Source organism: Vibrio sp. K4 (assembly GCF_051122595.1).
Classification (GTDB): Bacteria; Pseudomonadota; Gammaproteobacteria; order Enterobacterales; family Vibrionaceae; genus Vibrio; species Vibrio owensii.
In genome coordinates this window covers 207,668-234,595 of the sequence record NZ_CP178578.1, presented here as the reverse complement: position 1 = coordinate 234,595, position 26,928 = coordinate 207,668, and the positions used below count along the sequence as shown (strand labels likewise).

Genomic DNA, 26,928 nt, shown 5'->3' with positions numbered 1-26,928 from the left:
TTACTTGGTAGTAGTTACGTGGTCAGGGATAAGGATAAAGGTGCGATGAAAGCAAAGTGGACGTTGTTACTTACATTAAGCATTCTGCCTACCTTCGCATTAGCAGGGGTAGAGCAAGATATCTCGACGTTGATAAAACGAGTTGAGCAATCCTCTTGCACCTTTATTCGTAACGGCAAGGCGTATACTAATCAAGAAGCGGCAGAACACATGCGCAATAAATGGGATTACGCCAAAGATGACGTTGATTCTATGGATGTGTTTATAAAAGAGGTCGCGTCAAAGAGCTGGTTATCTGGCAAACCATATTGGGTGGATTGCCAAGATAAACGCATTACCAGCGAAGAGTGGCTAACATCATTGATGAGCCCCGCCAATCACATCCAATAATACTTTTTTGATGGTCTGGTATCGCAGTGGCAGTGTGCGGCTGCGTTTTCTCACCAAAAATAAATCTTCGTATACCGGTTGTTTTAACTCAGCCACATACAACTCTTCTCTTAATGGAAAGCTTTCCACCGCACTGTAGGGCAAAACGGTAAAACCAAGCCCCTTGCTGACGGGCAAAAGAATCTGACTGAGTTGGTTAACGTAGCCCGATAATGGCATGTCACTGACTTTAATCTCTTTGAGTAAAGGTTCTGCACATTGGTCGAAAAACAACGTCATATAATGTTCAGCATCAGGGTGACCAATCACGCCGCAACTGCGAAGCAGTTCAGGCGTTAACGTTTTTCCATGATAGGACTTTGGTAAGATCAGACACAGCGCTTCTCTGCCAATTTGTTCACTTTGGAAAACACTCTTGTTGGGAGAGTAAGTCACGATGCCAATATCAATACGGCCGTCAGCAACGCCATTTAGAATCGACTGGTTTGGTGCCGCTTCCAAGTGAATCGACAATCCGCGATGCTGGGTTTGTTTTTCAAGCAGTGGATCAAACAGCATCAAGGCAAGTGCTCCGGAACAAGCCAGCTTGCAATGGCCTGCAAAGGGGTCATCGAAGCTCAGATCTTCCAGTAAGTTTTTCTCTTTCTCTTCCAACTCTAACGCGTAGGCATACACCATTCGGCCTTGCTCTGTCAGTTCAAAGCTTTTGTTCTCGCGCTTAATCAATGGGTGCTGACAAGCTTGCTCTAGCTTTTTGATGTGCTGACTGACACCTGGCTGGGTCATATAGAGCTTTTCTGCTGTCTGAGTAAAGTGGCCTACTTCGACAAGAGTTTTGAATGTGTGTAACCAAACTGGATTAAGCATAGGACGTTGTTTGCTCAGCGTTTATTAAAGAAAGCGTTTCGAGAGAAAGTGTAGAAATAATAGCATGATGCGTGGAATAACGCAGAGGAGGATGCTAAAAGACAGGTAAAATAAAACCCCGCCTGGTTTCCCAGACGGGGCTTATTCTTTTTCGCAGCAATCCGGCTACTAATAGGTGCTCCCTGCATCTATCCTTGATTGTGGCTAAGTCCTTTAACCGAGTTCCTTGTTCATCGCCTTCCTAGCGGTGTCCATTCTTGCCTATCATCCTGACGGGCGAACTCTATCCTAGAGCTTAACTACATCCTTGCTGACAACTCATCCTAAGCTATCAAATCTTCATCCTGAAGATACCCAATCCTTTAGGTTTTTTTCCTGTTCCCGCCAACATCCTGTCGACACACTTAGTATTGTTGTTTTGCTGATTACTCTCAATCAGCTAGGTAAAAAAACTTTGGCAGCGAATATTGCTTAAAAAAGGATAATTATTAATTTTCAGTTAGTTAGGTTTGTTGTTCGATTTGTTCTTAGTCAAAAATGGTCGTTTTGCTTACATCGCTTGTGAGAGATCTCGCACAAGGTGCCGAGCGAATGTACGAATCGGCGTCTTTTTCGTCTTGTTTAAGAGTTTGCTCAAGATCACAACTCGACTTATAGCCATAAGATTTGGCGATGGTATCGGATGAAATTCCCATTTCCTTTATCGCAAACGCAGCCCACTCATCACGAGTTTTTTGCATGATCTGGCGTAGCTTGGTTTTAAAGTTACTCATAAAAGCTCCTTAGTTAGCTTGTCTTTACAAGAGAAGAATAAGGAGCGTGATGAGGCTTAGTTGATAGTATGCCGCTCAATATCAATACTATTAAGGCGTGATGAAGAATATGTCGGTAATACTGATATTATTTGCGCGTGAAACAATACTATCTTGTGGGGTATCAAATGGCGCACATCGAAAAAGTACCGCAAAGGCCTGGTTTTTCTTGGCGCTACCGTCGTATTGATGAACCAGCGAAAGAATACGATTTCCATTTTCACGATGACGTTTTTGAGTTGGTCATCCACCGTCACTTTACGGGGACTTTGCACATTGGGCATCACGAGCTCGAGGTGACCCACAATCAGATGCTGTTAATTGCGCCAGGTGTGCCTCACTCTATTCACTCCACGTCGGTAGAAAGCAACTGCGAGACTCATGTGATTTGGTTTAAGCGTGAGTGGATCGCGAACCTAATGTTCTATTGTACTGAGTTACGCAAACTGGACCCGTTATTGAAAGCCGCAAATAAAGGAGTGGTGTTCTCTGAGCGAACGGCACAGCAAGTCGTGGATCTTCTGCAAGAGTTGATGAAAGTGCCCGCGATGGAGCAATTGTCGAGATTCATTCATATCTTATCTTTGGTTGCCCATGACGAAGCGGCGAAAACCTTGATGACCCATTCATACCTTTCGATGAGTGAACACGAGCAACAAGAAAGAGAGCGCGTCGCAAGTGTGAATGCGTATCTTGAGCAGCATTTTGCCAACAAGGTGACATTGGCCGATTTAGCCAATTACTTGTCGTTGAGTGAAAGTGCGGTCACACGGTTGTTTCAAAAGCACTTTAAAGAGCCGTTTAGCCAACGCTTGATGAAGCTACGAATCAACCATGCCGCGGATTTGTTGCAATCGACTGAGCTACCAATAGGGATCGTGTTTGAACGAGTAGGTTATCGCAATCAAGCTTTGTTTAATCGTCATTTCAAGACCTACAAGGGACTGACTCCGAGAGATTACCGACAGCATTACCAGCAGCGAATCCAACCTTAGTTTGAACATGTGCGTACTTTTGTTGTGTACTGAACTGGAATTTATGTGCAACTGGTATATTATTTGCTAGGTTATCTAAGAATCGTTATTAAGATTCGATGACAGGTTAAATAGGGAACTTGATTGCCATATTTCTGTCATAAGTGATGAGTAAGTTGACCGTATCAACAAGATAAAAGCAGGTTTACTGGTCAAAAAATGACTGCAACGCTTCTACTTTTATCATTATGTTGTGAAATTAGTCACGGTTAATTGATTCGTTCCTCGATAGATTGAAGAGGAATACAACCTTAGACAATAAGCTCAAGATGAGCGTTACCTATATAGATGAGGGAGATTGCTATGAAAAAGATGAGAAGAGCTCAGCTACATCGTGTTCGTATCCAATACTGGAAAGACACAAAGACTGAGACTGCTAAAAAAGCATAGTAAACCATACTCAATGGCACTGAGCTGGCAATGGACGGATAACCTTCCATAAAATGCCAGCTCTAAAATTATCTAGCACATCCATACTTTCCAAGACTCTAAGCTTCCTGCTTTCCTAAACAAAGCTTCCAAAACAACCAAACGTTCCACTCTTTCTAGCTTCAACATTTCAGCACAAAACCATAGCCTTAAATGCAAAAAAGCCAGTCCGAAGACCAGCTTTCTCATTACTTGCTCAACTCTGTTTATTACAGAGTGATTCCGTAATTACAGGTAGTTTGCGTCAACCAATTCGCCAGCTTTTGCGCTGCTTACTTCTGGACGAGCTTGTAGCCAAGCTAGAACCTGTGCTTTTTGTTCTTCAGTTGCGCTTTCGTAACGCTCTGTTGAACATAGGAAGCCTTCAAACAGCTCTAGACCGCCGCCACCAAAGCATAGGTTTAGACCATCAATGTAGTCGATAAACTCATCAACGAATGCATCGTAACGGTCGAAGTCGTTGATGTCTGTTTCACAGCTGATTTCAAAGCCTAGGATCGCGAATTCACCTAGGAATAGCTTCTTACGCAGACGACGATTTTTGTTATCGATTTTATCTAGTTTCATGATTATCTCTCGTGGATGATTTGAGTACACCTTATACCCCCAAATCTGGCTTAGCCCAAGTAAAATCGGGAGTACATAGAATAGATGGGTGCTTTATAACATTTTCTAAACACAAAGTTCATAAAGATAGACTAGTTCTGTCACTTTTCTCTTCCAAACTTCCCCTCGCTCAATGATTTACAAACCTATAATTCAACCTAACACTGGGAAAGCAACACCATGAGTAAGGAAACCTTCGACGCGACGCGTTACAACCAGAGTAATAACAAGCCTTTTGAAGAAGTACTGGAAGCGAGCCTATCTCGACGCAGTATCCTGAAAGGTGGCCTAGGTATCAGTGCGATGACCGCTTTTGGCGCATTTGGTCTATCTGGGTGCAACTCTTCTAGTTCAGGCACTTCTGCTGGTGGCGGCTCTGGCGTTTCAAGTGCAGTCCTCAATTTTGATTCGATTCCAGGCTCACTAACGGATGCAGTATCGATTCCGCAAGGTTACGTCGCACAAGTATTGGTGCCATGGGGTACGCCTTTAAACGCACAAGGTAACGCTTGGAAAGACGACGGCAGCAACACGAGTACCGACCAGCTGAATGCATTGGGTATGCACCACGACGGCATGCACTTTTTCTCGCTAAACGACAGCGACACGGACGGCTTATTGTGTATCAACCACGAGTACATTGATACCACAGCTCTGCACCCAAGCGGTCCGACAGCTGTGGGCGGTGTGCGTACTATCGTCGATGAAGTTCGTAAAGAAATTAATGCACATGGTGTGTCTGTGGTTCGCGTTCAACTTGAAGACAACATGTGGAAATTGGTGGATACCGATCCACTAAACCGCCGTTACACTGGTGCGACAGTCATGGATCTTTCTGGCCCTGTCGCGAATACAGAATTGACCGTAACTCGCTTCTCACAAGATGGCAGCCAAGCGCGCGGCACACTGAACAACTGTGGTAATGGTTTTACGCCTTGGGGGACTTACCTAACGTGTGAAGAGAACTGGCCGGGTTACTTCGTTAACGCTGGCGTTCGTACTGAAGAACAAGATCGCATTGGTGTTGATGACACAAGCACTCGTTACCTATGGGAAACGTTAGCGGGTAATGCCGAAGAGCGTTTGGACGAATTCACGCGATTTAATGTAGAACCAACAGGCGCAAGCGCATTGGACGATTATCGTAACGAGGCGAACGGCCATGGTTACATTGTTGAAATCGACCCTTACACGCAAAACTCACGTGCGAAGAAGCGTACTGCACTAGGTCGTTTCCGCCATGAAGGCTGTACATTCGGCAAGCTTGAAGAAGGCAAACCAGTGGTCTTTTACTCTGGTCACGATTCTCGCTTTGAGTACCTATACAAATTTGAATCTGCGGCAGCGTGGGATCCTGCGGATGCCAACCCAGATAACCGCTTGGCGATGGGTGACAAGTACATGGATGAAGGCACACTGTATGTGGCGCGCTTCAACGAAGACAGCTCTGGTACTTGGCTACCATTGACACTAGATAGCACGACAGTTTCTGGTGGCACACTTGCAGACAGCTTCAATTCTCTAGCAGAAATCATCTTGAATACGGCGGGTGCAGCCGACCTTGTTGGTGCGACGCCAATGGATCGCCCAGAGTGGTGTACCGTTGACCCGTTCACAGGCTCGGTTTACCTGACGCTAACGAATAACACTAAGCGTACAGAGGAAACTAACCCTGCAAACCCACGTTTGAACAACAAGTTTGGTCACGTAATCCGTTGGGATGAAGGCGAAGCAGCAACAGACTTTACGTGGGATATCTTCGTGTTTGGTTCTCCAGCAAACGGCGATGCGGACACTAACCGTTCGAGCTTGACCGAGCTTAACCAGTTTGCGAGCCCAGACGGCTTAGCGTTTGACCCTCGCGGCATTCTGTGGATTCAAACGGACAACGGCGCAGATGAAGTGACGTCTTACACCAATGACCAAATGCTTGCGGTTGTACCTTCTAAGCTGACGGATGAAAACGGCACACAAGAAGTGATCGGTGCAGAAAACCAAGCTGAGTTGAAACGTTTCTTTGTTGGCCCTAACGGCTGTGAAGTGACGGGCTTTACCATTAGCCCAGATTACAAGTCTCTGTTCGTGAACATTCAGCACCCAGGCAACTGGCCTTACAGCGACAATGCAGCAGAAGAAACACCTGCGGGGATGACACTGCGTCCACGTGCAGCAACGGTGGTTATTCGCCGTGAAGACGGTGGTGAAATTGGTGTTTAACCAATAGGTCATACGACTGAATATCGGGAATAAGAAAAGCCCTGCGTTTGCAGGGCTTTGTTTTTTTCTATCTAAATACACATGCACTTTATATCTAGACAAGTAACTTAGTTTTTGAGCGAGCCGCCCGCAGTGCGAATCACATCTTGATACCAGAAGAAGCTCTTCTTACGTTTACGCTCTAACGTACCTTGGCCATCGTTGTGGCGATCAACGTAGATGTAACCGTAACGTTTGCTCATTTCAGCAGTTGAGTTTGCGACCAAATCGATTGGTCCCCAACTGGTGAAGCCCATCAGCTCAACGCCATCAAGAATCGCTTCGTGTGCTTGCACAAGGTGGTCGTTCAAGTAAGCGATGCGGTAATCATCCTGAATCTCACCGTTTTCATCGATTTCATCACGTGCACCTAAGCCGTTTTCTACGACGAACAGTGGTTTTTGGTAGCGATCGTGAAGGAAGTTCAGCAGAACGCGCAGGCCTTTTGGATCGATCAGCCAGCCCCATTGGCTCTTCTCAAGATATGGGTTTGGTACGCTATCTACGATGTTACCCACTTCTTTCTGTTTCGGATCCGCACTTGCACAGCCACTTGCGTAGTAGCTGAATGAGATGAAATCGACACTTGCCGATGCGATCTCTTCTAAGTCGCCTGCTTCCATCTGAATTTCAATGCCATTTTCACGGAAGTAACGCTTCATGTAGCCAGGGTACTGACCACGTGTTTGTACATCACCGAAGAACAACCACTTGTTGTTTTCATGCATTGCAGCAAGCACGTCATCAGGGTTACAGGTGTATGGGTAGTTAATTGCGCCAAGCAGCATGTTACCAATCTTGCCGTTTGGTACGATTTGCTGACACAGTTTTACCGCTTTTGCGTTGGCGACTAGTTGGTGGTGAATCGCTTGGTAAATCTCTTGTTCACTGGCGTCTTCTTGCAAACCAACACCAGTAAATGGTGCGTGCAGTGACATGTTGATTTCGTTGAAGGTTAGCCACAGTTTTACTTTGTCTTTGTAGCGCTCCAGCACAGTTCGAGCATAACGTTCGAAGAATTCGATGACGCGACGATCGCCCCAACCGCCGTAGTTCTCGACCAGTGCGTAAGGCATTTCGTAGTGAGATAAGGTCACGAAAGGTTGGATGTCGTGCTCGGCAAGTTCGTCAAAAATTTTATCGTAGAATGCCAAACCTTCTTCGTTAGGTTCTAGCTCGTCACCGTTCGGGAAGATGCGGCTCCATGCCAAAGATAGGCGCAGACAGTTAAAGCCCATCTCTTTGAATAGCGCAATGTCTTCTGGGTAGCGATTGTAGAAGTCGATCGCCACGTCTTTGATACCCGGCGTACGCTCTTCACGGGTTTGATGCGGACTCAAAATACCGTTTGGCAGCATGTCTGATGTCGATAACCCTTTACCCCCAAGGTTGTACGACCCTTCTACTTGGTTTGCAGCAATAGCACCGCCCCAAAGAAAATGTTCAGGAAACTTAATCATGTTTCTCACTCTTTATCATTCGGAAGTTATTCGTTTTATTTGCTTGAGAATAGTGTAGGTCAAGGAGGGATTCTTGTATCGAGATCGTGTTTTTCTCAAACAGCGGGGATGCCTAGTTCTAATGATGATTTTGTAATCAATATCAACTTAGGCTGATTTGAACAATAGAGTGAAAGTCAGCCCATTTTGTTCATTCTTATGCACAGTAATTTGTCCGTTCATATCACGCATATTGTTGGCCGTAATCGCTAAACCCAGTCCTAAGCCTTCACCAATTTTCTTTGAGGTTTGGAAGGGCTCGAACATGGATTCAAGCATCTCATTCGACACGCCGCAGCCATTATCACTGACGATCAGTTCGACCTGATTGCTGGTTGGGTTGACGATCAAGTTGAGCTGCGGGTTGGTGGTATTGTTCATTGCGTCTAGCGCATTCGAGACAAGATTACCGAGCACCTGAAGCAGTCGTTGTTCTTCACCCATGATGTTAGGTAAGTCATGAGGAACCCGAACACGCACATCCACCTTGTCTAATTGGGATTGATAGACGCGTAAGGTCTCTTCGAGTGCCGGAGGTAAGAGAAATCGCTTGTAGGCTTTCTGGTTTGTTATAGGCGAACGTCTTTAACTGGCTGGTCATGCTTGCCATGCGGTCAATCAGCTTCTGCACCAATACGTTGTTGGCTTTCATCATCTCGGTTTCGCCACGTTCTGCTAACAGTTCGTTTGTTGTGAGCAGGGTACGCAAACCAGTCAGTGGCTGATTGAGTTCATGAGTAATCGCGCTCGACATGCGACCCAAGGCGGCCATTTTGCTCGATTCAATTAACTGGCTTTGTGCTTCTTTTAGCGCTTGAGTTCGCTCTTCTACTCGCTGCGCCAGTTCTTGGTTGACCTGTTGCAGTGATTGCTCGGCTTTTTTCCGCTTACTGATGTCAATGATCGTCGCAAGGAAATACTGCTCGCCATGCCAAGGGAAACTGGTCAGTGAGAACAAGACAGGGAAGACGCTACCGTCACTGCGTCTGGCAATGGTTTCGACCGTGCTGATCTCTGCGAGCTCTTTATGTTTAGGTAAATCCTTGAGCAACTTAAGTGTGGTGGAATTAGGATTGCCTGCATCGAATAACTCCCAAGCAAAAGCATGTCGATTGACGCTTTCTGGTAAACAGAACAAACGTTTCGCCATTGGGTTGAGATCGAACAGTTGGCCTTGTTCATCAATCAATAGCAAACCAACGTGGGTCTTATTGATCATCTGTTTCAAGCGGCGTTGGGACTCTTCCAACAGAGCTTGAATTCGTTGTTGATTGATGTGCTTTTGGCGACGTTGTAGACCAATGATGACGAGTAATACAACTAACAAGAGCAGCGCCGCTACGCTCCAACCAATCACGTTGATGGTTTGTTGAATCGGCTTAGAAGGGGTGAGGTAGCTGACGTACCAATTCAAATCATCCAATTTAACGGTGTGCGCAAAATATCGTTGCTGATTGAGCGTCCACACACTGATATTGGTGTTGTCGTATAAGCGCTGCGTTTCTAACTGAACGGTGTTGCTCGGTTCGTTAAACCAGTCTGCGTTATAAAGCGAGCTGCTTGATAGGAAAAAGCGTTGCTGGCGATTTTGCAACGTAATGATGTCTTGGCTGGTAATGGTCTGTTCGGTCAACAGGCTGAGGTTGATTTGCACCACGACAATACCTGCGATATCCAAACCATCATAGATAGGGGCTGCAAGATAATACAACGGGCTCGAACCTTTGGTTTTGTTCACCAAGGAAACCCCACCGCCTTGATTGTGAATTTGTTCCACAATGGCTTTTCGGTCAGACAGGCTAAAGCGCTCTTCGATTAAACTCGAGACCAATACTTCGCCAGAGTTAGACAGGATTAGCCAACCTTCAGTATTGGCGGCTTTATCGAGTTGAGTCAGTTGGGTTTGCAACGGTTCGTAATAAGTCAGATTCCCTTTCACAAACGCGATGGTTTCTGGATTGTTGGTGACGAGGTAAGGCAGGTGATAGAAGCGTTTAAGTGCACGGCGAACTTCACCAATATAGTCGAGCAGTTTTTGTTGAGCTTCGGTTTGAGTTTGTACACTCAACCACTGACGGGCAACCTCTCTGCTGGCGCTATAGCAAGACAACATCAGCACTGCCGCAATTGCGACCACAAGCCATGTTTTGCCATTCCTTTTGCGCTGCATACTGACTCCATTCAGCTAGTGCGTTCTCACCGAGAGTCATTAAAGAGTGCGCCTAACTGGTTGGATGTTAAAGACTTGTAAGTAAGAAGTGAGATCTAGCTCCTTTTCTCCTCAGTGGTTTTTGCTACCGTTAACAAAGAGCGATTTCTTTCCCACCCTATAAAGCAGGCAGTAACTGATGGCTTTTGACGACATCCCTAAAATTGCACTTATCGAAGACGATGACATTGTTCGTCAGGCTACCAGTCAGTGGTTGCAACTCGCGGGGTTCGACGTGACCGCGTTTAGTTTGGGGGAGGAGGGCAAAGCCGCCATTCTTAGCCAAGAATTTGATGCGATTGTCAGTGATGTTCGCCTGCCGGACACCGACGGCTTGTCGATACTAGAAAGCCTGATTGCCAATCACATTCCAACGCCGATTATCTTGATCACCGGACATGGTGACGTTGATATGGCGGTAGGCGCATTACAAAACGGTGCGTTCGATTTTATCGAGAAACCTTTCCAACCTGAGCGCCTATCCCAGCGAGTGACCGATGCGGTCGAGAGTTATCGCGCACAAACTTCTACTCAAGATCGCCAAGAGTACCTATCTAGCGTTAGCGGCTTAGAAGAAGTGTTGATTGGGCGAAGCCGAGTGATGCAACAGCTTAGGGAACAAGTTGCCAAGTTAGCGCGCATTGATACTAACGTGATTATTTACGGTGAAACAGGTTGTGGTAAAGAGCTGGTAGCGACCAGTTTGCACAATGAAAGCCAACGCAGACCTCATCATTTTGTACCAATCAACTGTGGTGCAATTCCTGAGAATCTGTTTGAAAGTGAGCTGTTTGGGCATGAAGCAGGGGCATTTACCGGGGCGGGTAAAAAGCGCATTGGTAAATTGGAATATGCGGATAAAGGCACCTTATTCTTTGATGAAATCGAGAGTATGCCACTGTCTATGCAGGTGAAAGTGCTGCGTTCATTACAGGAACATACGGTTGAGCGCGTTGGGGGTAATCAGCAGATCTCGGTTGATTTGAGAGTGATCGCCGCTGCGAAAGAAGATCTCAATGATCATGACGAGTTTCGTCAGGATTTGTACTACCGCCTCAATGTGGCGCAGATCTATTTGCCACCACTACGTGAGCGAGAAGAAGACGCGTTGATCTTGTTCGAACACTTTGCTCTGAAAAGTAATCCAGGGAGTCGTCCGCTGAGTGAAGCCGATAGAAAAGCCATTCTTGCTTACGCTTGGCCCGGTAACGTGCGTGAGCTGAGGAATGTCGCGATGCGTTTTGCACTGGATGAAACCGTCTCCGTGATGGAAATTCTCTCCAATCGACCATCTTCTACAACCGAAGAGACACAAGCAGGCGTTCCATTGGCGATTCAGCTACACAACTTTGAACGTAAGGTACTACACGATTCCTTAGTTCGACACCAAGGACGAATTACGGATGTGATGGTCGAGCTAGATTTACCGCGCCGAACCCTCAACCAAAAGATGCAGAAGTTTGGTTTAAATCGCTCTGACTATACATAGAAAAAACGGCTTCTGTGGAAGCCGTTTTTTGTTGAGGTACTTATTTGTTAAGGTGCTTGCCAATCTAGCCTTGGTTCACCAACTCGGTATGTTGCTGAGTTGCCTTGCGGGTAAAGACTACACCCACGATCACCATAGCAATCGTCGGAACAATCCAGCTTGCAAAGTAGTGGTACAGCGGCATGTTGCTGTCTAACCATTGGTTTGCGGCTTCTGGCATGTAACCTAGGATGTGCAGCGCATCAACACAACCAAACGTTAGAGCAGTGAACGCCGTCGCGACGACCATGATTTGCGACATCTTGTTGCGCACTGGTGCCATGATCATCAATGCAATCGCTACTGGGTGAAGCGCCACAACCGCTGGCAATGTGATAGCCAATAGTTGCTCCAGACCTACGTTGGCGATCAAACCTGCCAATACCATGGTCGTGATCACGCAGCCTTTGTAGTTCACTTTGCTGAAAGTGTTGTCGTAAAACTCACTGCCTGCTGTGGTTACACCGATAGCAGTAGTCAAACACGCTAATACCATCACGGCACCAAGTAATAGTGAACCAAATGCGCCGAAGTGGCTGAAGGTGAATGCCGTTAAGATGTCGCCACCATTGCTGAATTCAGAACCTAAGTATGAACTTGTTGAGCCAATGTAAGCCAATGAGATGTAAACAAATGCCATGGCAACGGCGTACATCAAAGCTGCAATTAGCGTGTATTTTGCGGTGGCTTTCGGACAATCCACACCCATGCTGCGAATCGCTCGGAAGATGATCCAACCAAAACCGATAGAACCTAGCGCGTCCATGGTCATGTAGCCTTGGGTTAAGCCTTCAGCAAATGCGCCAGATACATATGGTCCCGTTGCAGTAGTAAGCTCGCCGGCTGGATAAACCAGAGCGGTTACAGACATGATCACTAAAATAGCCATCAATGCCGGGGTTAAGATCTTGCCTAGGTTGTCGACTAATTTGCCCGGGTATAGCGCAAACAAAATGGTGATAACACAGAAAGCAATTGTGAAAGGTACCAAAGCGGCATCACCAAACATTGGTGCAAAGCTAAATTGGTAAGCCACGGTAATCGCACGTGGTATTACGAATGCAGGACCAATCACGATAAATACCATTACCCAAAAACTGGTCGCCAAAGGTTTAGGTAGGGCAGCGGTTAATTTGTCTGAACCGTTTACGATAGCGACCATCACCAGTGCCATTGCAGGCAGACCTACGCCCGTTAAGAGGAAGCCAGACATCCCGCTCAGAAAGTTTTCACCTGCTTGGTAACCCAAAAATGGAGGGAAGATCAGGTTACCCGCGCCTAAGTACATGGCGAAAGTCATGAAGCCCAAAGCGGCGATATTGCGTGCGCTTAACATTGTTATTCCTCTTATGTTTCGCTTGGAAGAAACTGAAAGGAATGGGAGGAGTATGTGGTGTTCCCGTCAGCTTCTTCTCAAGCTGACAGAAAGTTTAGATATAGCCTGTCAGCTCTGAATCAGTTTCAGAGAGAGCAGGAGGATCGCAGCAGCAACGCCAGATGGGCGTTTTAAAGCGAATTGTAATTGCGCAGTTGCTGACATGGGTGATCCTTAATGACGAAAAAATACCAAGGAATACGTTTGCCTTGGCGTGTTGTTACCCTAACGAACATAGGGCTATTGGCACAACCCCGAAGTAGAAAATAAGTTGATACGGTCAATGTTTGTTTCTGAACTGGTGGATCGAACTGCTTTTTAAATTCAAAATTAGAATAAATGACTTTTCATTTCTGTAACATGGCTTGTTTTGCTGTATTTTTGTGCTATTTGTAGTCGTTTAGGCTATAAACCTCCGCTGATAAAGTGAGCAGTTTAGAATGATGCGCTTTTTCTTCTTATTGTTAAGACACTCATTAGTTGCAGTTCAATCCAAAATTGCATCGGCAAAATATTGCTTATTAGTGAATCGTGCATTTGTTTTGTCTTGATCACATTTTATTAACCTTTTGCGATCTAGGCGCACAACCTTCTTCTCTTCAATGAGCAAGATCTTGCTCATTACTTTGCTATCAAATCAGCAGAATTTTGCTCATTTTTGATGTCTTTCAGCACTTAGTTCAATAAATACAGAGGGTTAAAAGTTGGCATTTCAATTGCTCTAGGGAATTTGTTGTTAATAAAGATTTAACATGATGTAAAACCCCAATCGTGAAACGACTACACGGAGAGTAATAATGAAAATGAATAAGCTGGTAAAAGCTTTGGCTGTCGCTGTGACTTCTTTTGGTATTGCTGCTAACGCTGCGGCAGAAGATCGTAGCTACATTCTTGCAACGGCATCGACAGGTGGTACTTACTACCCTGTGGGCGTAGCGTTGGCGACGTTAAGCAAAGTGAAATTGGCACCAAAGCACCACTTCTCCCTTTCTGCAATCAGCTCTGCGGGCTCTGGTGAAAACGTCAAACTGCTGAACGAAAACGAAGCACAGTTCGCGATTCTACAAGGTCTTTACGGTGCATGGGCTTGGTCTGGTGAAGGTCCTTATGAGAAGAGCGGTCGCCAAGAGCAGCTGCGTTCAGTCTCTATGCTGTGGCAAAACGTTGAGCACTTTATTGTTCGCTCTGACTTAGCAAAAACTGGCACAGTGACTGACCTGAACAACCTAGATGGCAAGAAGTTCTCTATCGGTAAGAAGAACTCTGGTACTGAGAACTCGGGTCGCCAAATCATGAAAGGTCTGAAGGTCGACCCTGATAAATTCAATCTTGCTTACATGGGCTACGGCGGCAGCGCGAGCGCACTTCAAAACGGTACCATTGACGGCATGAACACGCCTGCAGGTGTACCTGTTGGTGCGGTTACTCAAGCTTTTGCTGCGTTGGGTAAAGACATTTCGATTCTTTCGTTTACTGACGAACAAATCAAAGAGGCGAACGGCAACTACAACCTCTGGACGAAGTACGAGATCCCAGCGAACACCTATCCAGGTCTAGATAAACCGATCACCACCATTGCACAGCCAAACTTCTTGGCTGTTCGTGAAGATATCTCGGAAGAAGACGTTTACCAGCTAACCAAAGCGATCTACGAGAACCTGCCGTTCCTACAAGGCATCCACAAAGCAACAAAAGCAATGGCGATTGAGAAAGCGATTGCTGGTTTGCCAGTGCCTCTTCACCCAGGCGCAGCGCGTTACTACAAAGAAATGGGCATCGAAATCCCATCAGATCTAATGGCGAAATAACGCCTACTTAGCCCCGAGTTTCGGCTCGGGGCATTTTATCCCTACCGATTTCTAAGATGGAAAAAGCCGCCAGAGCTTGGAGTATGAGATGAGCGACTCAATAGAAAAGGAATTGCAGAAGTTTGAGCTGCCCACGCGCACTGATTTTCCGTGGGTAACCACCACAATTACAGTGTTTGGCGTGGTGTTGTCTGCTTTGCACATTTGGTTTAATACCTTATCGACGTTACCAGAGTTATGGATTTCCGCGACCCACTTTGCTGGCTTTGCGGTGATTTGTGCGCTTTGGTATCCGGCTCATATCTCTCTCAAGCAGAGTAAGATTGCACTCGGTATCGATGTGTTAATTGCTATGGGCGCGGTCGCGTGTTTGCTCTACATTCCCTATGCCGAAGATGCGCTGTACGAACGCGGTGTGAAGTTCGTGACCAGCGATTGGGTCTTCGCCATCATGGCAATTTTGATTGTGATTGAGCTGATCCGACGCACAATGGGCTGGTTTATTCCTGTACTGATTGTGGTGTGTCTGAGTTACGTTGTGCTTTGGGGTAAGTGGGCGACAGGTATTTTCCACTTCCCGGGTTTGAGCATGGAAACCTTGCTCTACCGCAGCTTTTATTCTTCTGAGGGCATGTTTGGCTCTATTTCGCGCATCAGTTGGACTTTCGTATTCATGTTCATTCTGTTTGGTGCGTTTCTTGTTCGCTCTGGTGTTGGTGATTACATCATCAATGTGGCACGTGCTGCGGCTGGCAAAATCATCGGTGGTCCGGGTTTTATCGCAGTGATTGGCTCCGGTTTGATGGGCTCAGTATCCGGCTCTAGCGTGGCAAATACGGTTTCAACCGGTGTTATCAGTATTCCGTTGATGCAAAAAGCGGGTTTCCCTTCGCGCTTTGCAGCGGGCGTTGAAGCTGCAGCTTCGACAGGTGGTCAGTTGATGCCACCAGTGATGGGAGCGGGTGCTTTCATCATGGCGTCTTACACGCAAATTCCTTATGTTGATATCATCGCGGTTTCTTTCATTCCTGCTCTTATCTATTTCTTGTCTGTGGCGTTCTTTGTGCGTATTGAAGCCAAACGCAGCGGCGTTCAAAAAATCACGACCAGTGATGAATCTCTATTAAAAGTGCTGATCAGTGGTTGGCACAACCTTATCCCACTGGCGGTATTGGTCACTTTGTTGGTTCAAGGTTTTACACCGACTTACGCTGCAGGTTTATCGATCATTTCTGTAGTGGTGGCTTCTTGGTTTTCGAAAGATCATAAGATGGGACCAAAAGCGATCATCGAAGCACTTTCGCAAGGTGCGAAAAACATGGCGACAACCGCCGTGTTGCTGGTGGGTATAGGTTTGGTGATCAACGTGATCAGCACAACGGGCATCGGCAACACGTTCTCACTGATGATCGATGGTTGGGCGAATGGTGACTTGTTCATCATGATCGTTCTGATTGCGCTCGCTTCTCTTGTTTTGGGTATGGGTTTACCCGTGACAGCGGCGTATATTGTGTTGGGCACACTGTCTGCCCCTGCGCTTTACAAGTTGATTGCGGAAAACCAATTGCTTGAATTGATGGTGTCGGGTCAATTGCCAGAACAAGCAAAAGCCATCTTTATGTTGGCGGCGCCAGAAAAGCTGGAACTGCTTAATGCGCCAATGGCGTTGGAAACCGCGAAAGAAATGGTGGCGCTAGTACCTGCGGACTTTATGGAAACTCTACTGGAGCAAAGCCTGGGTATGGAAGTGGTAGGCTTGGCATTGCTGGCTGCTCACCTCATCATTTTCTGGTTATCGCAAGACAGTAACGTTACGCCTCCAGTGTGTTTGACCGCATTTGCAGCAGCGACCATCGCTAAAACACCGCCAATGCGTACCGGTTTGATGGCATGGAAAATCGCCAAAGGTTTGTATCTTGTCCCGTTGTTGATTGCTTACACTGGCTTGGTCAGTTGGGATGTGACGTCGGTGATTACCGTGGGCTTCTTTGCCATCATCGGAACCTATGCATTGATTGGTGCGATTGAAGGTTACTTGGAAGGTCCTCTAAACATTCTGACGCGTCTCTTGTTGGTTGTGGTGGGTACTTTGCTGGTTTGGCACGACATCCCAATGTTGGTTCGTGTGGCAAGCTGCGCGGTATTTGTCGCGGTGTTCATTTACAGTGGTCGCAAGTTCAAATTGCAACAATCTCAACTATCGGTTTTATAAGAGGTCGCATGAAATCAGTCTATGACTACATCATTGTTGGTGGCGGTATCGTTGGTGTGTCGACGGCATGGCAACTGCAGCAACGTCATCCAGACAAATCCATTTTATTGGTTGAGAAAGAGTCCGGTTTTGCCAAGCACCAAACCGGACACAATAGCGGCGTGATTCATGCTGGAGTGTACTACGCACCGGGCAGCCTAAAAGCCGATTTTTGTAAGCGTGGGGTAGAGCGAACCATTTCGTTCTGTGCTCAGCACGATATTCCGGTGGAGAACTGTGGCAAGTTACTGGTTGCGACCAATGAGCAAGAAGTCGAACGCATGAATGCCCTCTATGAGCGCTGCCATGTCAACGGCATCGACGTAAAGCTACTCGATGAAGTTCAACTCAAGCTGGCTGAGCCAAACATCACGGGATTGGGCGCGATTTATGTCAAAACCACCAGTATTGTCGATTATCGTTTGGTTACTGAGCAGATGGCGGAAGAGTTCAAAAAGCTCGGAGGTCAAATTAGCCTGAGAACCAAAGTGGTGGCTGCCGAAGAGAAGGACGAAGAAGTCCAACTGACCTGCACTTCAGACGGTCAAACCATGCAGCTCAATGCCAAGTTCTTGGTTACTTGCAGCGGCTTGATGGCGGATCGTATGACTAAGATGATGTCTATTCCGACCGATTTTCAGATCATCCCTTATCGTGGTGAATACTACCGCTTAGATAGCAAACACGACCAAGTGGTGAATCATCTTATTTATCCAATTCCCGACCCTGATTTGCCTTTTTTGGGTGTCCACCTGACTCGCATGATTGATGGCAGTGTGACTGTTGGTCCAAATGCGGTGCAAGGCTGGAAGCGAGAAGGGTACGACAAGGTTAACTTCAGCTTGCAAGATACCATGCAGATGCTCAGTTTCTCCGGCTTTTGGAAGGTGACACAAAAGCATCTAAAAACCGGATTGGATGAGTTTAAGAACTCGTGGTGGAAGCCGGGCTACCTCAAGTTGGTCAACAAATATTGCCCAAGCATCAAGGTTGACGATCTCAAACCATATCCTGCGGGTATTCGCGCACAAGCAGTGTTATCCGATGGCACTTTGGTTCATGACTTTTTGTTTGCCGAGAGCGCAAGAAGCCTACACGTTTGCAACGCCCCCTCTCCCGCAGCGACATCTGCGATGCCAATTGGGGAATACATTTGCGATAAAGTGAATGAGAAGATAGAAGCGAAAACGGTATAAAACAAAGGCGACGCAACTGTCGCCTTTGTTGTATTTGAATCTGGGAATTAGGAGTTGCCATCTTTAGGGCAAAGTTCGCCCTTCTTGGCGTGCCTCTCGATCATGTAATCGCCGCGGGCACTGTGCAGGACTATCGCGTTCCAGACTTCTCCATCTTTAAGCTCAAACTCCATCGCATAGTGTGTACCGCCGACGATTTGAGTTCTCACATCATTGATTTGTTTTAACTTATCTGTCGCATTCATTTGATGCAGAATCATGCTGAGTGAGCGCTCTGCATCCGGTGTCACTTTCGCCACTTGCCAACCTCCAGGGACACCGCCTTTCGAGCCACAGATGGCTTGCATTTTCTTCTTCAAACCAGGAGACATTTGCTTATCCACGGCCAATGCGTTACCTGCAAATGAAAAAGCGGCCAACGACATCATCGCGGTCCACATCATCCTTAACTTCATAATCCACTCCATTGTTTTGTTATTGATTGAGTATAAGCACGCCTTTCACGGTTTACATAATAGCAAGGTCTTCTGTGCCAACAGATAAATACGTAATGGGGGAGTTAAACAGGCTAAAAACGATCGCTTTTGATAGCGGCTCGTAACACTCTTTAGAGGAGGAGACGTTATGAGTCTGAAGCATTATTTTGAAAAGGTCTCACCAAAGTTTGAACCGGGAGGCCAATACCACAAGTTCTACCCACTCTTCGAAGCTGTTGAAACCCTTTTTTACACGCCGGGTAAAGTGAATCACGGCGTAACCCATGTTCGAGACAGCATCGATTTAAAGCGCATCATGATCATGGTGTGGTTAGCCGTATTCCCCGCGATGTTTTGGGGTATGTATAACATCGGTCAGCAATCCAGCGATGCTTTGCTGTACGGCCTTGACCAAGCAGCCGCTCAACAAGCCATTGATGCCTCTTGGGGGCTGAGTTGGGTTTGGGGTTCAGTAGAGGCGGCGAGCCAAGCGGGTTGGGCGAGTAAAATGCTGGTCGGTGCAACCTACTTTTTGCCTGTCTACGCGACTGTGTTTGTAGTTGGCGGTTTTTGGGAAGTGCTGTTTGCTATCGTCCGCAAGCACGAGGTGAATGAAGGCTTCTTTGTTAGCTCCATTCTGTTTGCGTTAATTCTCCCGCCCACCATTCCTTTGTGGCAAGCCGCGTTAGGTATCACTTTTGGTATCGTGGTGGCGAAAGAAATCTTCGGTGGTACGGGGCGTAACTTCTTAAACCCCGCGTTGGCAGGGCGTGCGTTCTTGTACTTCGCTTATCCAGCCAATATGTCTGGTGGTGCGGTTTGGATCGCGGCAGATGGTTATTCTGGCGCTACACCGTTGAGCCAATGGTACGAAGGTGGTCAGAGCGCTTTGACCAACAATATGACAGGCCAGCCTATCTCTTGGATGGACGCTTTCGTCGGTAATTTGCCGGGTTCTATGGGAGAAGTCTCGACCCTGCTGATCGCGCTTACAGGTCTGGTGCTGGTCTTTATGAAGATCGCTTCGTGGCGGATTGTTGCGGGTGTCTTTGTTGGCTTAGCCGTGACGTCGTTATTGCTTAATGCTATTGGCTCGAATACCAATCCTATGTTCTCTATGCCTTTCTATTGGCACTTTGTGATTGGTGGTGTCGCGTTCGGTACTTTCTTTATGGCCACCGACCCCGTATCGGCTGCATTCACCAATGGTGGTAAATGGGCTTACGGTATCCTGATTGGTGTGATGACGATATTTATCCGAGTGCTCAACCCTGCTTACCCAGAGGGCATCATGTTAGCGATTCTGTTTGCCAACTTATTCGCACCTCTGTTCGACTACATGGTGAAAGAGCAGAATATCAAACGCAGAGTCAAGCGCCGTGCCGCAGGGTGATTTGCATAAGTAGCCCTAATTATGTTGAGGTTTCTACCTGCAACTGGTTGCCAATAAGTCCTTAAAAACTTGGAATTTTATAGTTTATTGGTATGAAAAGTGAGGGCGGGTTCACTGAAAATTGTTTAAATCTTGCTCTATAGTGAAAAGGTCAGCGGCGCAGTGTCACTGGCCTTTACTTTATTTAAATCAGGAGGACGAGAATGACGAGAATTAAGGATATTCTTGATAGCCGTTTAGTGCTGTCGTTCTGGTATAACCTCGATTACGGTTTGTCCCTTCTCAGTAAAATCTCTGTTCGTTAATTTCCTCAATGCACCCGCATTGAACCTTTCTATTTTTCTAATAAAAATCAAGAAATTGAAGCAGATTGCGCTTATTCGCGCAAAGCAATGCGTATAAGGAAATTAATAATGAAACGTATCCCAGAACCGTTCCGCATTAAAATGGTTGAGCCAATTAAAATGACGACATTGGCTGACAGAGAGATTGCCCTTAAACAAGCAGGTTTTAACCCATTTCTTCTTCGCAGTGATGATGTTTACATCGACCTGCTGACCGACTCTGGCACTGGTGCTATGAGTGACAATCAGTGGGCAGGCATCATGATGGGTGATGAGTCCTACGCGGGGAGTCGCAACTACTACAATTTGTGTGATGCAGTAGAGCATTTCTTTGGCTACAAGCTTACTGTGCCAGCGCACCAAGGCCGTGGTGCCGAGCAAATCTTATTCCCAGCCTTGATTGAGCGCATGCGTCAGGTTCGTGGAGGTGAGACTCCAGTGTTCATCTCTAACTACCATTTCGATACTACAGCGGGCCACATTGAACTCAATGGCGGTAAAGCGATTAACGTAGTGACGGAAGAAGCGTTCGATACGACAACGCCATACGACTGGAAGGGTAACTTTGACCTCAATAAGCTGGTGGCAACGATTGAAGAACATGGTTCTCATAACATCTGTGCGATCATCACCACGGTTACGTGTAATAGCTCAGGCGGTCAGCCTGTGTCGATGGAAAATATGCGCAGCGTGTACGAAATCGCAACCAAGTACGACATCCCTGTGGTGATTGATTCAGCTCGCTACTGCGAGAACGCTTACTTTATCAAGCAGCGTGAAGCGGGTTACGAGAACAAGTCGATTCTGGAAATCATCCGTGAGATGTACCAATACGGCGATATGCTCACCATGTCTGCGAAGAAAGACCCAATGGTGAACATTGGTGGTATGTGCTGTATTCGCGATCACCAAGAGTTGTTCCAAGCGGTACAAACACGATGCGTTCCGATGGAAGGTTTTGTCACTTACGGTGGTATGGCTGGCCGTGATATGGAAGCTTTGGCTCGTGGTCTGTATGAAGGCGCTGATGAGGATTACCTTCACTACCGCATTAGCCAAGTTCAGTACTTGGGTGAGCGTCTGCGCGAAGGTGGCATTCCAATCCAATACCCAACCGGTGGTCATGCCGTCTTTGTTGATGCGGCTAAGATTTTGCCTCATATCCCACCAGAGCAATTCCCTGCACAAGTGTTGTGTAATGCTTTGTACTTAGAGGCGGGGATTCGAGCGGTAGAGATTGGTTCACTGTTGCTTGGCCGAGATCCGGAAACAGGTGAACAGAAAGCTTCTGAGCTAGAGTTGATGCGTTTGACCATTCCGCGTCGTGTGTACACCAACGACCATATGGACTACATCGCCGATGCAATCATAGAGTTGAAGGACCGAGCGCATGAGTTGAAGGGATTAACCTTTGATTACGAGCCGCCTGTGCTTCGTCACTTCACTGCACGTTTTCATAATATTGACTAAGATGGGTTTCTAGAAAAGCAAAAGGCTGCGGTGTTCGCAGCCTTTTTCATCTTTGCCGTATGCGATTACGCTAGCTCTAGCGTGATTCGCACAAATTGCTCGTCTTGATACAACACTTCGTAGTTGAAGGTGTTATTCGCATAAATACTACCTAGGAACAACGAACGTTGGCTCATTGGTCCACGGAAAAGCATCGAAATTGGTGCGATCAAGGCGTTATTGTCGTCGAAATGTTGGTTTAAATTCTCTGACAACACACACAGTAAGCAGCCATGTTGGTCGTGGGATAGATCCACATCTTCCGGACGAGAAAGTAGTACGGTCGTACCCAGTTTTTTCTCAACTTCATTGATCAACAGTAGGTAACTGTCGAGGTGAGGCTGTGGGTTTCCTGGTTTATCGGCACCTACACAACGTTCGAGTAAGGCTTCTAAATTGCCATTTTCCCCTTTTGCCTGTTGAGTCAGAGACTTTAATGGCTTTTTAATCAGTTTGTAGCGATTGCTTTTTAGTTTCGGTTTTAACCACTTCTGGAGCAGGTCGTTACGTTCTTTTAAGGGGATAATTCGCGATGACGCGTGGATTTTGAAGTGCAGGTGTAATAAAGCGTGCACCGCAAGTTCGCTAAGTAATTGATTAGCGTCCGCGGATTGTTTTGCCTGCTTAGAACTTTGCATTACACTCTAAATTTCTTTGTAAAGAAAGGAATGGTGCCGAGAGAGGGACTCGAACCCTCACACCAAAGGCACTAGCACCTCATGCTAGCGTGTCTACCAATTTCACCATCTCGGCATCATGATGCTCTGAATACACAGAGGCTTCGGAATGAAGCGTTCCAAATTGTATATCCAAAATCCATAGATTGGCGAGAGCAAAATTGCTCATTTTTGGTCTTTGGTGTTCAACTGAACATTTATTGTTCATTTTTAGCCATTTCATCCTATCTTTCCCTCCTAATACCCCTATTTTCCCTACAAGTATGACCATAAAAAGGCATCTTTGCTTAAATTATGAACGCTTGAACGTTTGCGTAAATAAATGTGATGAAACTCTCGTTTTGATGGCTATACTTGCGACCCGTTTAAGCGGGAATTAGGGTTCGTTGTTCAGGACCCTTACCCATACAAGCCGTCACATGGAGCGAGATGAGTTACCAACTCTCTAGCAGTGAATGACCCCACGGACCGGACCAGCTACGTTCAATTGCTTGTATAAGGTAAAAATAAGATGTCGAACTATCCGTTCTTCCTCCAATCTGGATCTGCGAGTGCATGGTCACTCGATACGTTGTCTCTTTCTTCTGCCAATGCTTTTGGCGCTCCTTTCTTTTTCAACGTTCAGTAGGTCCGATTCATGAGTGTTCTATTTAGTCTATTTGGTATTGTTGCACTACTAGGTTGTGCGTTCCTGCTGTCAGAGAGCCGTTCTTCAATCAATTGGAAAACCGTGTCTCGAGCATTGTTGCTTCAAATGGGTTTTGCAGCTTTAGTGCTTTATTTCCCTTGGGGGCAAGCGGCACTGGCGAGTTTGAGTAGTGGTGTTGCAGGGTTATTAAGTTTTGCCGATGAAGGCATCAAATTCCTCTTTGGTGACCTTGCTTCTACTGGCTTCATCTTCGCGGTTCGCGTTCTTCCTATCATCATCTTCTTCAGCGCTCTTATCTCTGCCCTTTACTACTTGGGCATCATGCAAAAAGTGATTCAATTTATCGGTGGTGCAATCCAAAAATTCTTGGGTACCAGCAAAGCAGAATCTCTTGTTGCAACAGGTAACATCTTCCTATCTCAAGGTGAATCGCCACTTCTTATCCGTCCTTTCTTACAAAACATGACTCGTTCAGAACTGTTCGCGGTAATGGCTGGTGGTATGGCATCAGTAGCGGGTAGTGTTTTAGGTGGTTACGCAGGTCTTGGTGTAGAGCTGAAATACCTAATCGCAGCAAGCTTCATGGCAGCACCAGGTAGCTTGTTGATGGCAAAAATCATTGTGCCAGAGCGTCAAACGCCAAGCGATTACAACAACATCGAGCTAGACAAATCAGAAGAAAGCAACGTGATCGACGCGCTAGCAAGCGGTGCGATGGGCGGTATGAAAGTCGCGGTTGCGGTAGGTACAATGCTGATCGCGTTTGTGAGTGTGATTGCGATGGTGAACACCGGTCTGGAAAATCTAGGCGAAATGTTCGGCTTTGCAGGTATCACGCTACAAGCAATCTTTGGCTACCTATTTGCTCCTCTTGCTTGGTTGATTGGTGTGCCTAGTCACGAAGTTCTAGCGGCAGGTTCTTACATCGGTCAGAAAATCGTAATGAACGAATTCGTGGCATTCATCGACTTCGTACAACATAAAGCAACGCTGACTGAACACACACAAGTGATCATCACGTTTGCGCTGTGTGGTTTCGCAAACATCGGTTCTATTGCCATTCAACTTGGTTCTATCGGTGTGATGGCTCCAGAGCGTCGTAAAGACGTAGCGAACATGGGTCTGAAAGCGGTAGCTGCAGGCACGCTAGCTAACCTAATGAGTGCATGTTTGGCGGGTATCTTTATCTCGCTATAAAGGAATGCCAGCACATAAAATACTTTAATGAAACCCGCCAATTTGGTGGGTTTTATTTTATTAGGCTACCGAATGAGAGGTTGGTTAAATATTTAAGAGTACATCGCTCTGTATTATTCATTTCTGAGTCATTTGCTCCTTATATCGAATAGTATTGCCGTACGGTTTGGGCTTACTTTCTAATTTGTTAATATGACAAGGAGGAAGAGCGTGACGTCAAAAGTCGTATCGGTGGTGCTTGCCGATAGAGAGCGGACAGGGCTAGGGCCTCTCACAGAAACATGTTGTAAATCGGTCACGCAGTTTGCGGGATCTCATCGTTTGATTGATTTTGCCTTGAGCAATCTGATTCAGGCAGGCGTTAAACGAAATCTGGTTTTGACCCGCTTTCATTGTGCTGCGTTGAACACTCACATTGAACAGGCGTGGCAAAACTATCAAGCACGCATTGAAGTGCTTGAGCCGACTTATCCTCAAACTACTTATCCTCAGACTCGGCTTTTGCCTGCATTGGAACAAAATTGGACCGATGTACTGTTGCAGAATCTTGATTCGATCAATCATCCGACCGATGAGCATGTATTGTTGGTTGGTGGTGAGCAAATTCATCGCAACTACATTGCCTCGTTACTTCAATACCACCAAATCCAAAAAGCAGAACTGACTTTGGTTGTCGTACAGGTGCCAATCGAGCAAGCCTCGAAATATCATGTCGTAGAACTGGATGCTCAACGTCAAGTTGTGAGTATTCAACATCAACCAGAACATCCTGCAGAAATACCAAACAAGCCGGGCTTTGCCATGGTGCTGACAGAAAACTATCTCTTTCAACGTCCAGTGTTAGTAAAGGGATTGTTTACCAACGCGAAAAAGCTCGATGGTCAGCATGATCTGACTAAGGATATTGTTGGTTTACTGGCTCGTCGTGTGAAGGTTGAGTTGTTTGATCTCGGAGTTCTTTATTCAGAGCAAACGCCAATGTACTGGCATGGACTGAATAACGTTGACGACTATTGGCGTGCACAAATGATGTTGTTGACGGAAAACCACCGTTTGAAAAAATCTCAATCAGAGCCGCTATTAAGTGAAAAAGCGCAGTCAGATAGACCTTGTCAACGCAATGAAATTGACGGCATTAAAGTGCGCATTAAAGACAGTTACATCGCGTCAGGATGTAACATTGAAGGGGCTTGTTCTATCCGCTCAGTGATTGGTGTTGACTGTGACTTGGGCAGAAACAGTATCCTGCATGAAGCGGTGCTTATGGGGCGCTGCCAAGTTGGGGCGAATAGCCGGATTACCCGTGCAATCATCGAAGAAGATGTTCATATCGCTCCGGGCACGGTGATTGGTGAAAAACCGGAAAAAGACAGTGAGCAATTCTTTATTACCGAAGGTGGACTTGTGGTGATCCCAAGGGGCAGTCGTGTCGGGTTTGAAAGTGAACTTGCGCCTCTGCACGAGAATTACCCCGAAGGCGTTACAGCCAACACTTTCTAATAAAGGTATGGTGGTTTCTAAAGAAGGTTCTACCAAAAGACAATTTGTTGTCTATTCTAATTTATAAAGATAAATAAAATTCTAAATTACAATAAGTTGGCTAGGAGAGAGCATGCAGTTTGAACGCGCTCATTTTGCAGATGCACTAAAACATTTCAGGAAAAAATCTAAATATTCGCAAGATGCCTTGGCCGAGTTACTTTCTTCCGCTCATCGTGTGTTTTCAAGTTTGAATCAAGCCACACTCAGTCAGTGGGAAAGGGGGCGAATAGAACCGACATTGTTACGCCGCCTAGGTATCGCTCACTTCTTTCAGCAGCCCTATCATTACGATGAGCAAGAGCTAAAAAGCGTCAAGAAGGCATTGCAACACCCGGTTAACTTTCAGAACTTAAGCACTGTGTACGATTATGAGATTACTCATCGTAGCCATGTCGCTTTTGAAAAGCTGGACGAAGATGACAAACAGTTGATTTGTGAGTCACATCATCGACAAAACGGCAGTGCGGTGACGGATACATTAGACGCTCTGCATCTCACGCAACCAAAGGTATTTTGCTTCTACTACAAAAAAATGCTGGTGGGGCACATTCTTTATGAACAAAAGCAGAACGCGATTTATCTGGTGAGTGTGGTGTTTCTCACGAAAACCATCCGAACGGCATTGCTTTCCCATATTGCTGAAATCAGTAAAGGTTTGACGGTTTACTTCCCGATCCGAGACCACAGTTTGAATCAGTTTATGGAAGACTGCTTTTTAGAGAAGTGTTGTTATAGCCACAGCGTCACGTTTTATGCAGGAACCAGTGAGCAGTTTTTTGAGAATCCGATGATCTTAAGCGTCATGCAAGGTTTTCAAGACTTTCGCTTAGTACGCTACGAGCAAGTAACAAAAAAGCAGAGTTAACCACTCTGCTTTTTAA

At 46.3% G+C, this 26,928-nt stretch carries 19 protein-coding genes, 1 tRNA gene and 1 pseudogene; 12 read left to right on the top strand and 9 right to left on the bottom strand.

The genetic code is table 11. The annotated features are described in order from the left end of the window. Positions 1-45: 45 nt before the first annotated feature. On the top strand, positions 46-390 hold the full coding sequence (locus ACLIIY_RS18500; protein WP_434529077.1) for a DUF5329 family protein: 345 nt from the start codon (positions 46-48) through the stop codon (positions 388-390). On the opposite strand, the gene ACLIIY_RS18495 is transcribed toward ACLIIY_RS18500, so the two are convergent. Continuing rightward, entirely contained in the window at positions 358-1,257 is a 900-nt protein-coding gene (locus ACLIIY_RS18495; RefSeq protein WP_434529076.1) for a LysR family transcriptional regulator, read from the bottom strand. The genes ACLIIY_RS18500 and ACLIIY_RS18495 overlap by 33 nt on opposite strands. A gap of 527 nt (positions 1,258-1,784) precedes the next feature. After that, a complete protein-coding gene (locus ACLIIY_RS18490; protein ID WP_122069321.1) occupies positions 1,785-2,030 on the bottom strand; it encodes a hypothetical protein in 246 nt (81 codons plus the stop codon). A gap of 167 nt (positions 2,031-2,197) precedes the next feature. Between ACLIIY_RS18490 and ACLIIY_RS18485 the strand changes: the two genes are divergently transcribed. After that, entirely contained in the window at positions 2,198-3,064 is an 867-nt protein-coding gene (locus ACLIIY_RS18485; RefSeq protein WP_038896564.1) for a helix-turn-helix domain-containing protein, read from the top strand. A gap of 696 nt (positions 3,065-3,760) precedes the next feature. Here the strand turns inward: ACLIIY_RS18485 and ACLIIY_RS18480 are convergent. Next, on the bottom strand, positions 3,761-4,099 hold the full coding sequence (locus tag ACLIIY_RS18480) for a YggL family protein (protein ID WP_005438242.1): 339 nt from the start codon (positions 4,097-4,099) through the stop codon (positions 3,761-3,763). A gap of 219 nt (positions 4,100-4,318) precedes the next feature. Here ACLIIY_RS18480 and ACLIIY_RS18475 point away from each other — a divergent pair, with 219 nt between their 5' ends. Beyond that, positions 4,319-6,355 (top strand): PhoX family protein, encoded by a 2,037-nt coding sequence (locus ACLIIY_RS18475; protein ID WP_434529075.1) that lies wholly within the window; start codon positions 4,319-4,321, stop codon positions 6,353-6,355. 107 nt (positions 6,356-6,462) lie between these two features. On the opposite strand, the gene ACLIIY_RS18470 is transcribed toward ACLIIY_RS18475, so the two are convergent. Together ACLIIY_RS18470 and ACLIIY_RS18465 are read right to left on the bottom strand one after the other, a co-directional pair. Next, positions 6,463-7,854 (bottom strand): glycoside hydrolase family 1 protein, encoded by a 1,392-nt coding sequence (locus tag ACLIIY_RS18470; RefSeq protein ID WP_020195182.1) that lies wholly within the window; start codon positions 7,852-7,854, stop codon positions 6,463-6,465. Between the two features lie 147 nt (positions 7,855-8,001). Continuing rightward, positions 8,002-10,063, bottom strand: a pseudogene (locus ACLIIY_RS18465) (sensor histidine kinase). A 178-nt stretch (positions 10,064-10,241) separates the two neighbouring features. Here ACLIIY_RS18465 and ACLIIY_RS18460 point away from each other — a divergent pair. Then, on the top strand, positions 10,242-11,591 hold the full coding sequence (locus ACLIIY_RS18460; RefSeq protein ID WP_434529074.1) for a sigma-54-dependent transcriptional regulator: 1,350 nt from the start codon (positions 10,242-10,244) through the stop codon (positions 11,589-11,591). A 64-nt stretch (positions 11,592-11,655) separates the two neighbouring features. Here ACLIIY_RS18460 and brnQ read toward each other — a convergent pair whose 3' ends face one another. Continuing rightward, positions 11,656-12,966: a branched-chain amino acid transport system II carrier protein gene (gene brnQ / locus ACLIIY_RS18455; protein WP_049538142.1), complete on the bottom strand. Its 1,311-nt coding sequence runs from the start codon at positions 12,964-12,966 to the stop codon at positions 11,656-11,658. A gap of 836 nt (positions 12,967-13,802) precedes the next feature. On the opposite strand from brnQ, the gene ACLIIY_RS18450 reads away from it, so the two are divergent. The 3 genes from ACLIIY_RS18450 (at position 13,803) to lhgO (ending at position 18,260) form a co-directional block, all read left to right on the top strand. Further along, positions 13,803-14,813, top strand: a complete 1,011-nt coding sequence (locus tag ACLIIY_RS18450) for a TAXI family TRAP transporter solute-binding subunit (protein WP_005374185.1) — start codon at positions 13,803-13,805, stop codon at positions 14,811-14,813. Between the two features lie 88 nt (positions 14,814-14,901). Beyond that, positions 14,902-17,025, top strand: coding sequence for a TRAP transporter permease (locus ACLIIY_RS18445; protein ID WP_434529073.1), 2,124 nt, complete (start codon positions 14,902-14,904; stop codon positions 17,023-17,025). An 8-nt stretch (positions 17,026-17,033) separates the two neighbouring features. Further along, a complete protein-coding gene (gene lhgO / locus ACLIIY_RS18440; RefSeq protein WP_331405243.1) occupies positions 17,034-18,260 on the top strand; it encodes an L-2-hydroxyglutarate oxidase in 1,227 nt (408 codons plus the stop codon). Positions 18,261-18,307: 47 nt separating this feature from the next. Here lhgO and ACLIIY_RS18435 read toward each other — a convergent pair whose 3' ends face one another. Beyond that, positions 18,308-18,715: a cystatin gene (locus ACLIIY_RS18435; protein WP_032802191.1), complete on the bottom strand. Its 408-nt coding sequence runs from the start codon at positions 18,713-18,715 to the stop codon at positions 18,308-18,310. Between the two features lie 169 nt (positions 18,716-18,884). Here ACLIIY_RS18435 and ACLIIY_RS18430 point away from each other — a divergent pair, with 169 nt between their 5' ends. Further along, positions 18,885-20,129: an NADH:ubiquinone reductase (Na(+)-transporting) subunit B gene (locus tag ACLIIY_RS18430; RefSeq protein WP_434529072.1), complete on the top strand. Its 1,245-nt coding sequence runs from the start codon at positions 18,885-18,887 to the stop codon at positions 20,127-20,129. Positions 20,130-20,542: 413 nt separating this feature from the next. After that, positions 20,543-21,943: a tryptophanase gene (locus ACLIIY_RS18425; protein ID WP_264407331.1), complete on the top strand. Its 1,401-nt coding sequence runs from the start codon at positions 20,543-20,545 to the stop codon at positions 21,941-21,943. Between the two features lie 65 nt (positions 21,944-22,008). Here the strand turns inward: ACLIIY_RS18425 and ACLIIY_RS18420 are convergent, their stop codons facing one another. Together ACLIIY_RS18420 and ACLIIY_RS18415 are read right to left on the bottom strand one after the other, a co-directional pair. Next, on the bottom strand, positions 22,009-22,620 hold the full coding sequence (locus ACLIIY_RS18420; RefSeq protein WP_005438213.1) for a DUF2913 family protein: 612 nt from the start codon (positions 22,618-22,620) through the stop codon (positions 22,009-22,011). Between the two features lie 31 nt (positions 22,621-22,651). Beyond that, positions 22,652-22,735: transfer RNA gene (locus ACLIIY_RS18415), tRNA-Leu, on the bottom strand. A gap of 561 nt (positions 22,736-23,296) precedes the next feature. Here ACLIIY_RS18415 and ACLIIY_RS18410 point away from each other — a divergent pair. The 3 genes from ACLIIY_RS18410 (at position 23,297) to ACLIIY_RS18400 (ending at position 26,912) form a co-directional block, all read left to right on the top strand. Further along, positions 23,297-24,505: a NupC/NupG family nucleoside CNT transporter gene (locus ACLIIY_RS18410; protein ID WP_005438212.1), complete on the top strand. Its 1,209-nt coding sequence runs from the start codon at positions 23,297-23,299 to the stop codon at positions 24,503-24,505. A 210-nt stretch (positions 24,506-24,715) separates the two neighbouring features. Next, the gene (locus ACLIIY_RS18405) at positions 24,716-26,005 is read left to right on the top strand and encodes a sugar phosphate nucleotidyltransferase (protein WP_045479953.1); all 1,290 of its coding nucleotides are present in this window, start codon (positions 24,716-24,718) and stop codon (positions 26,003-26,005) included. Between the two features lie 112 nt (positions 26,006-26,117). Continuing rightward, a complete protein-coding gene (locus ACLIIY_RS18400; RefSeq protein ID WP_009705097.1) occupies positions 26,118-26,912 on the top strand; it encodes a helix-turn-helix domain-containing protein in 795 nt (264 codons plus the stop codon). The last annotated feature ends 16 nt before the right edge of the window (positions 26,913-26,928 follow it).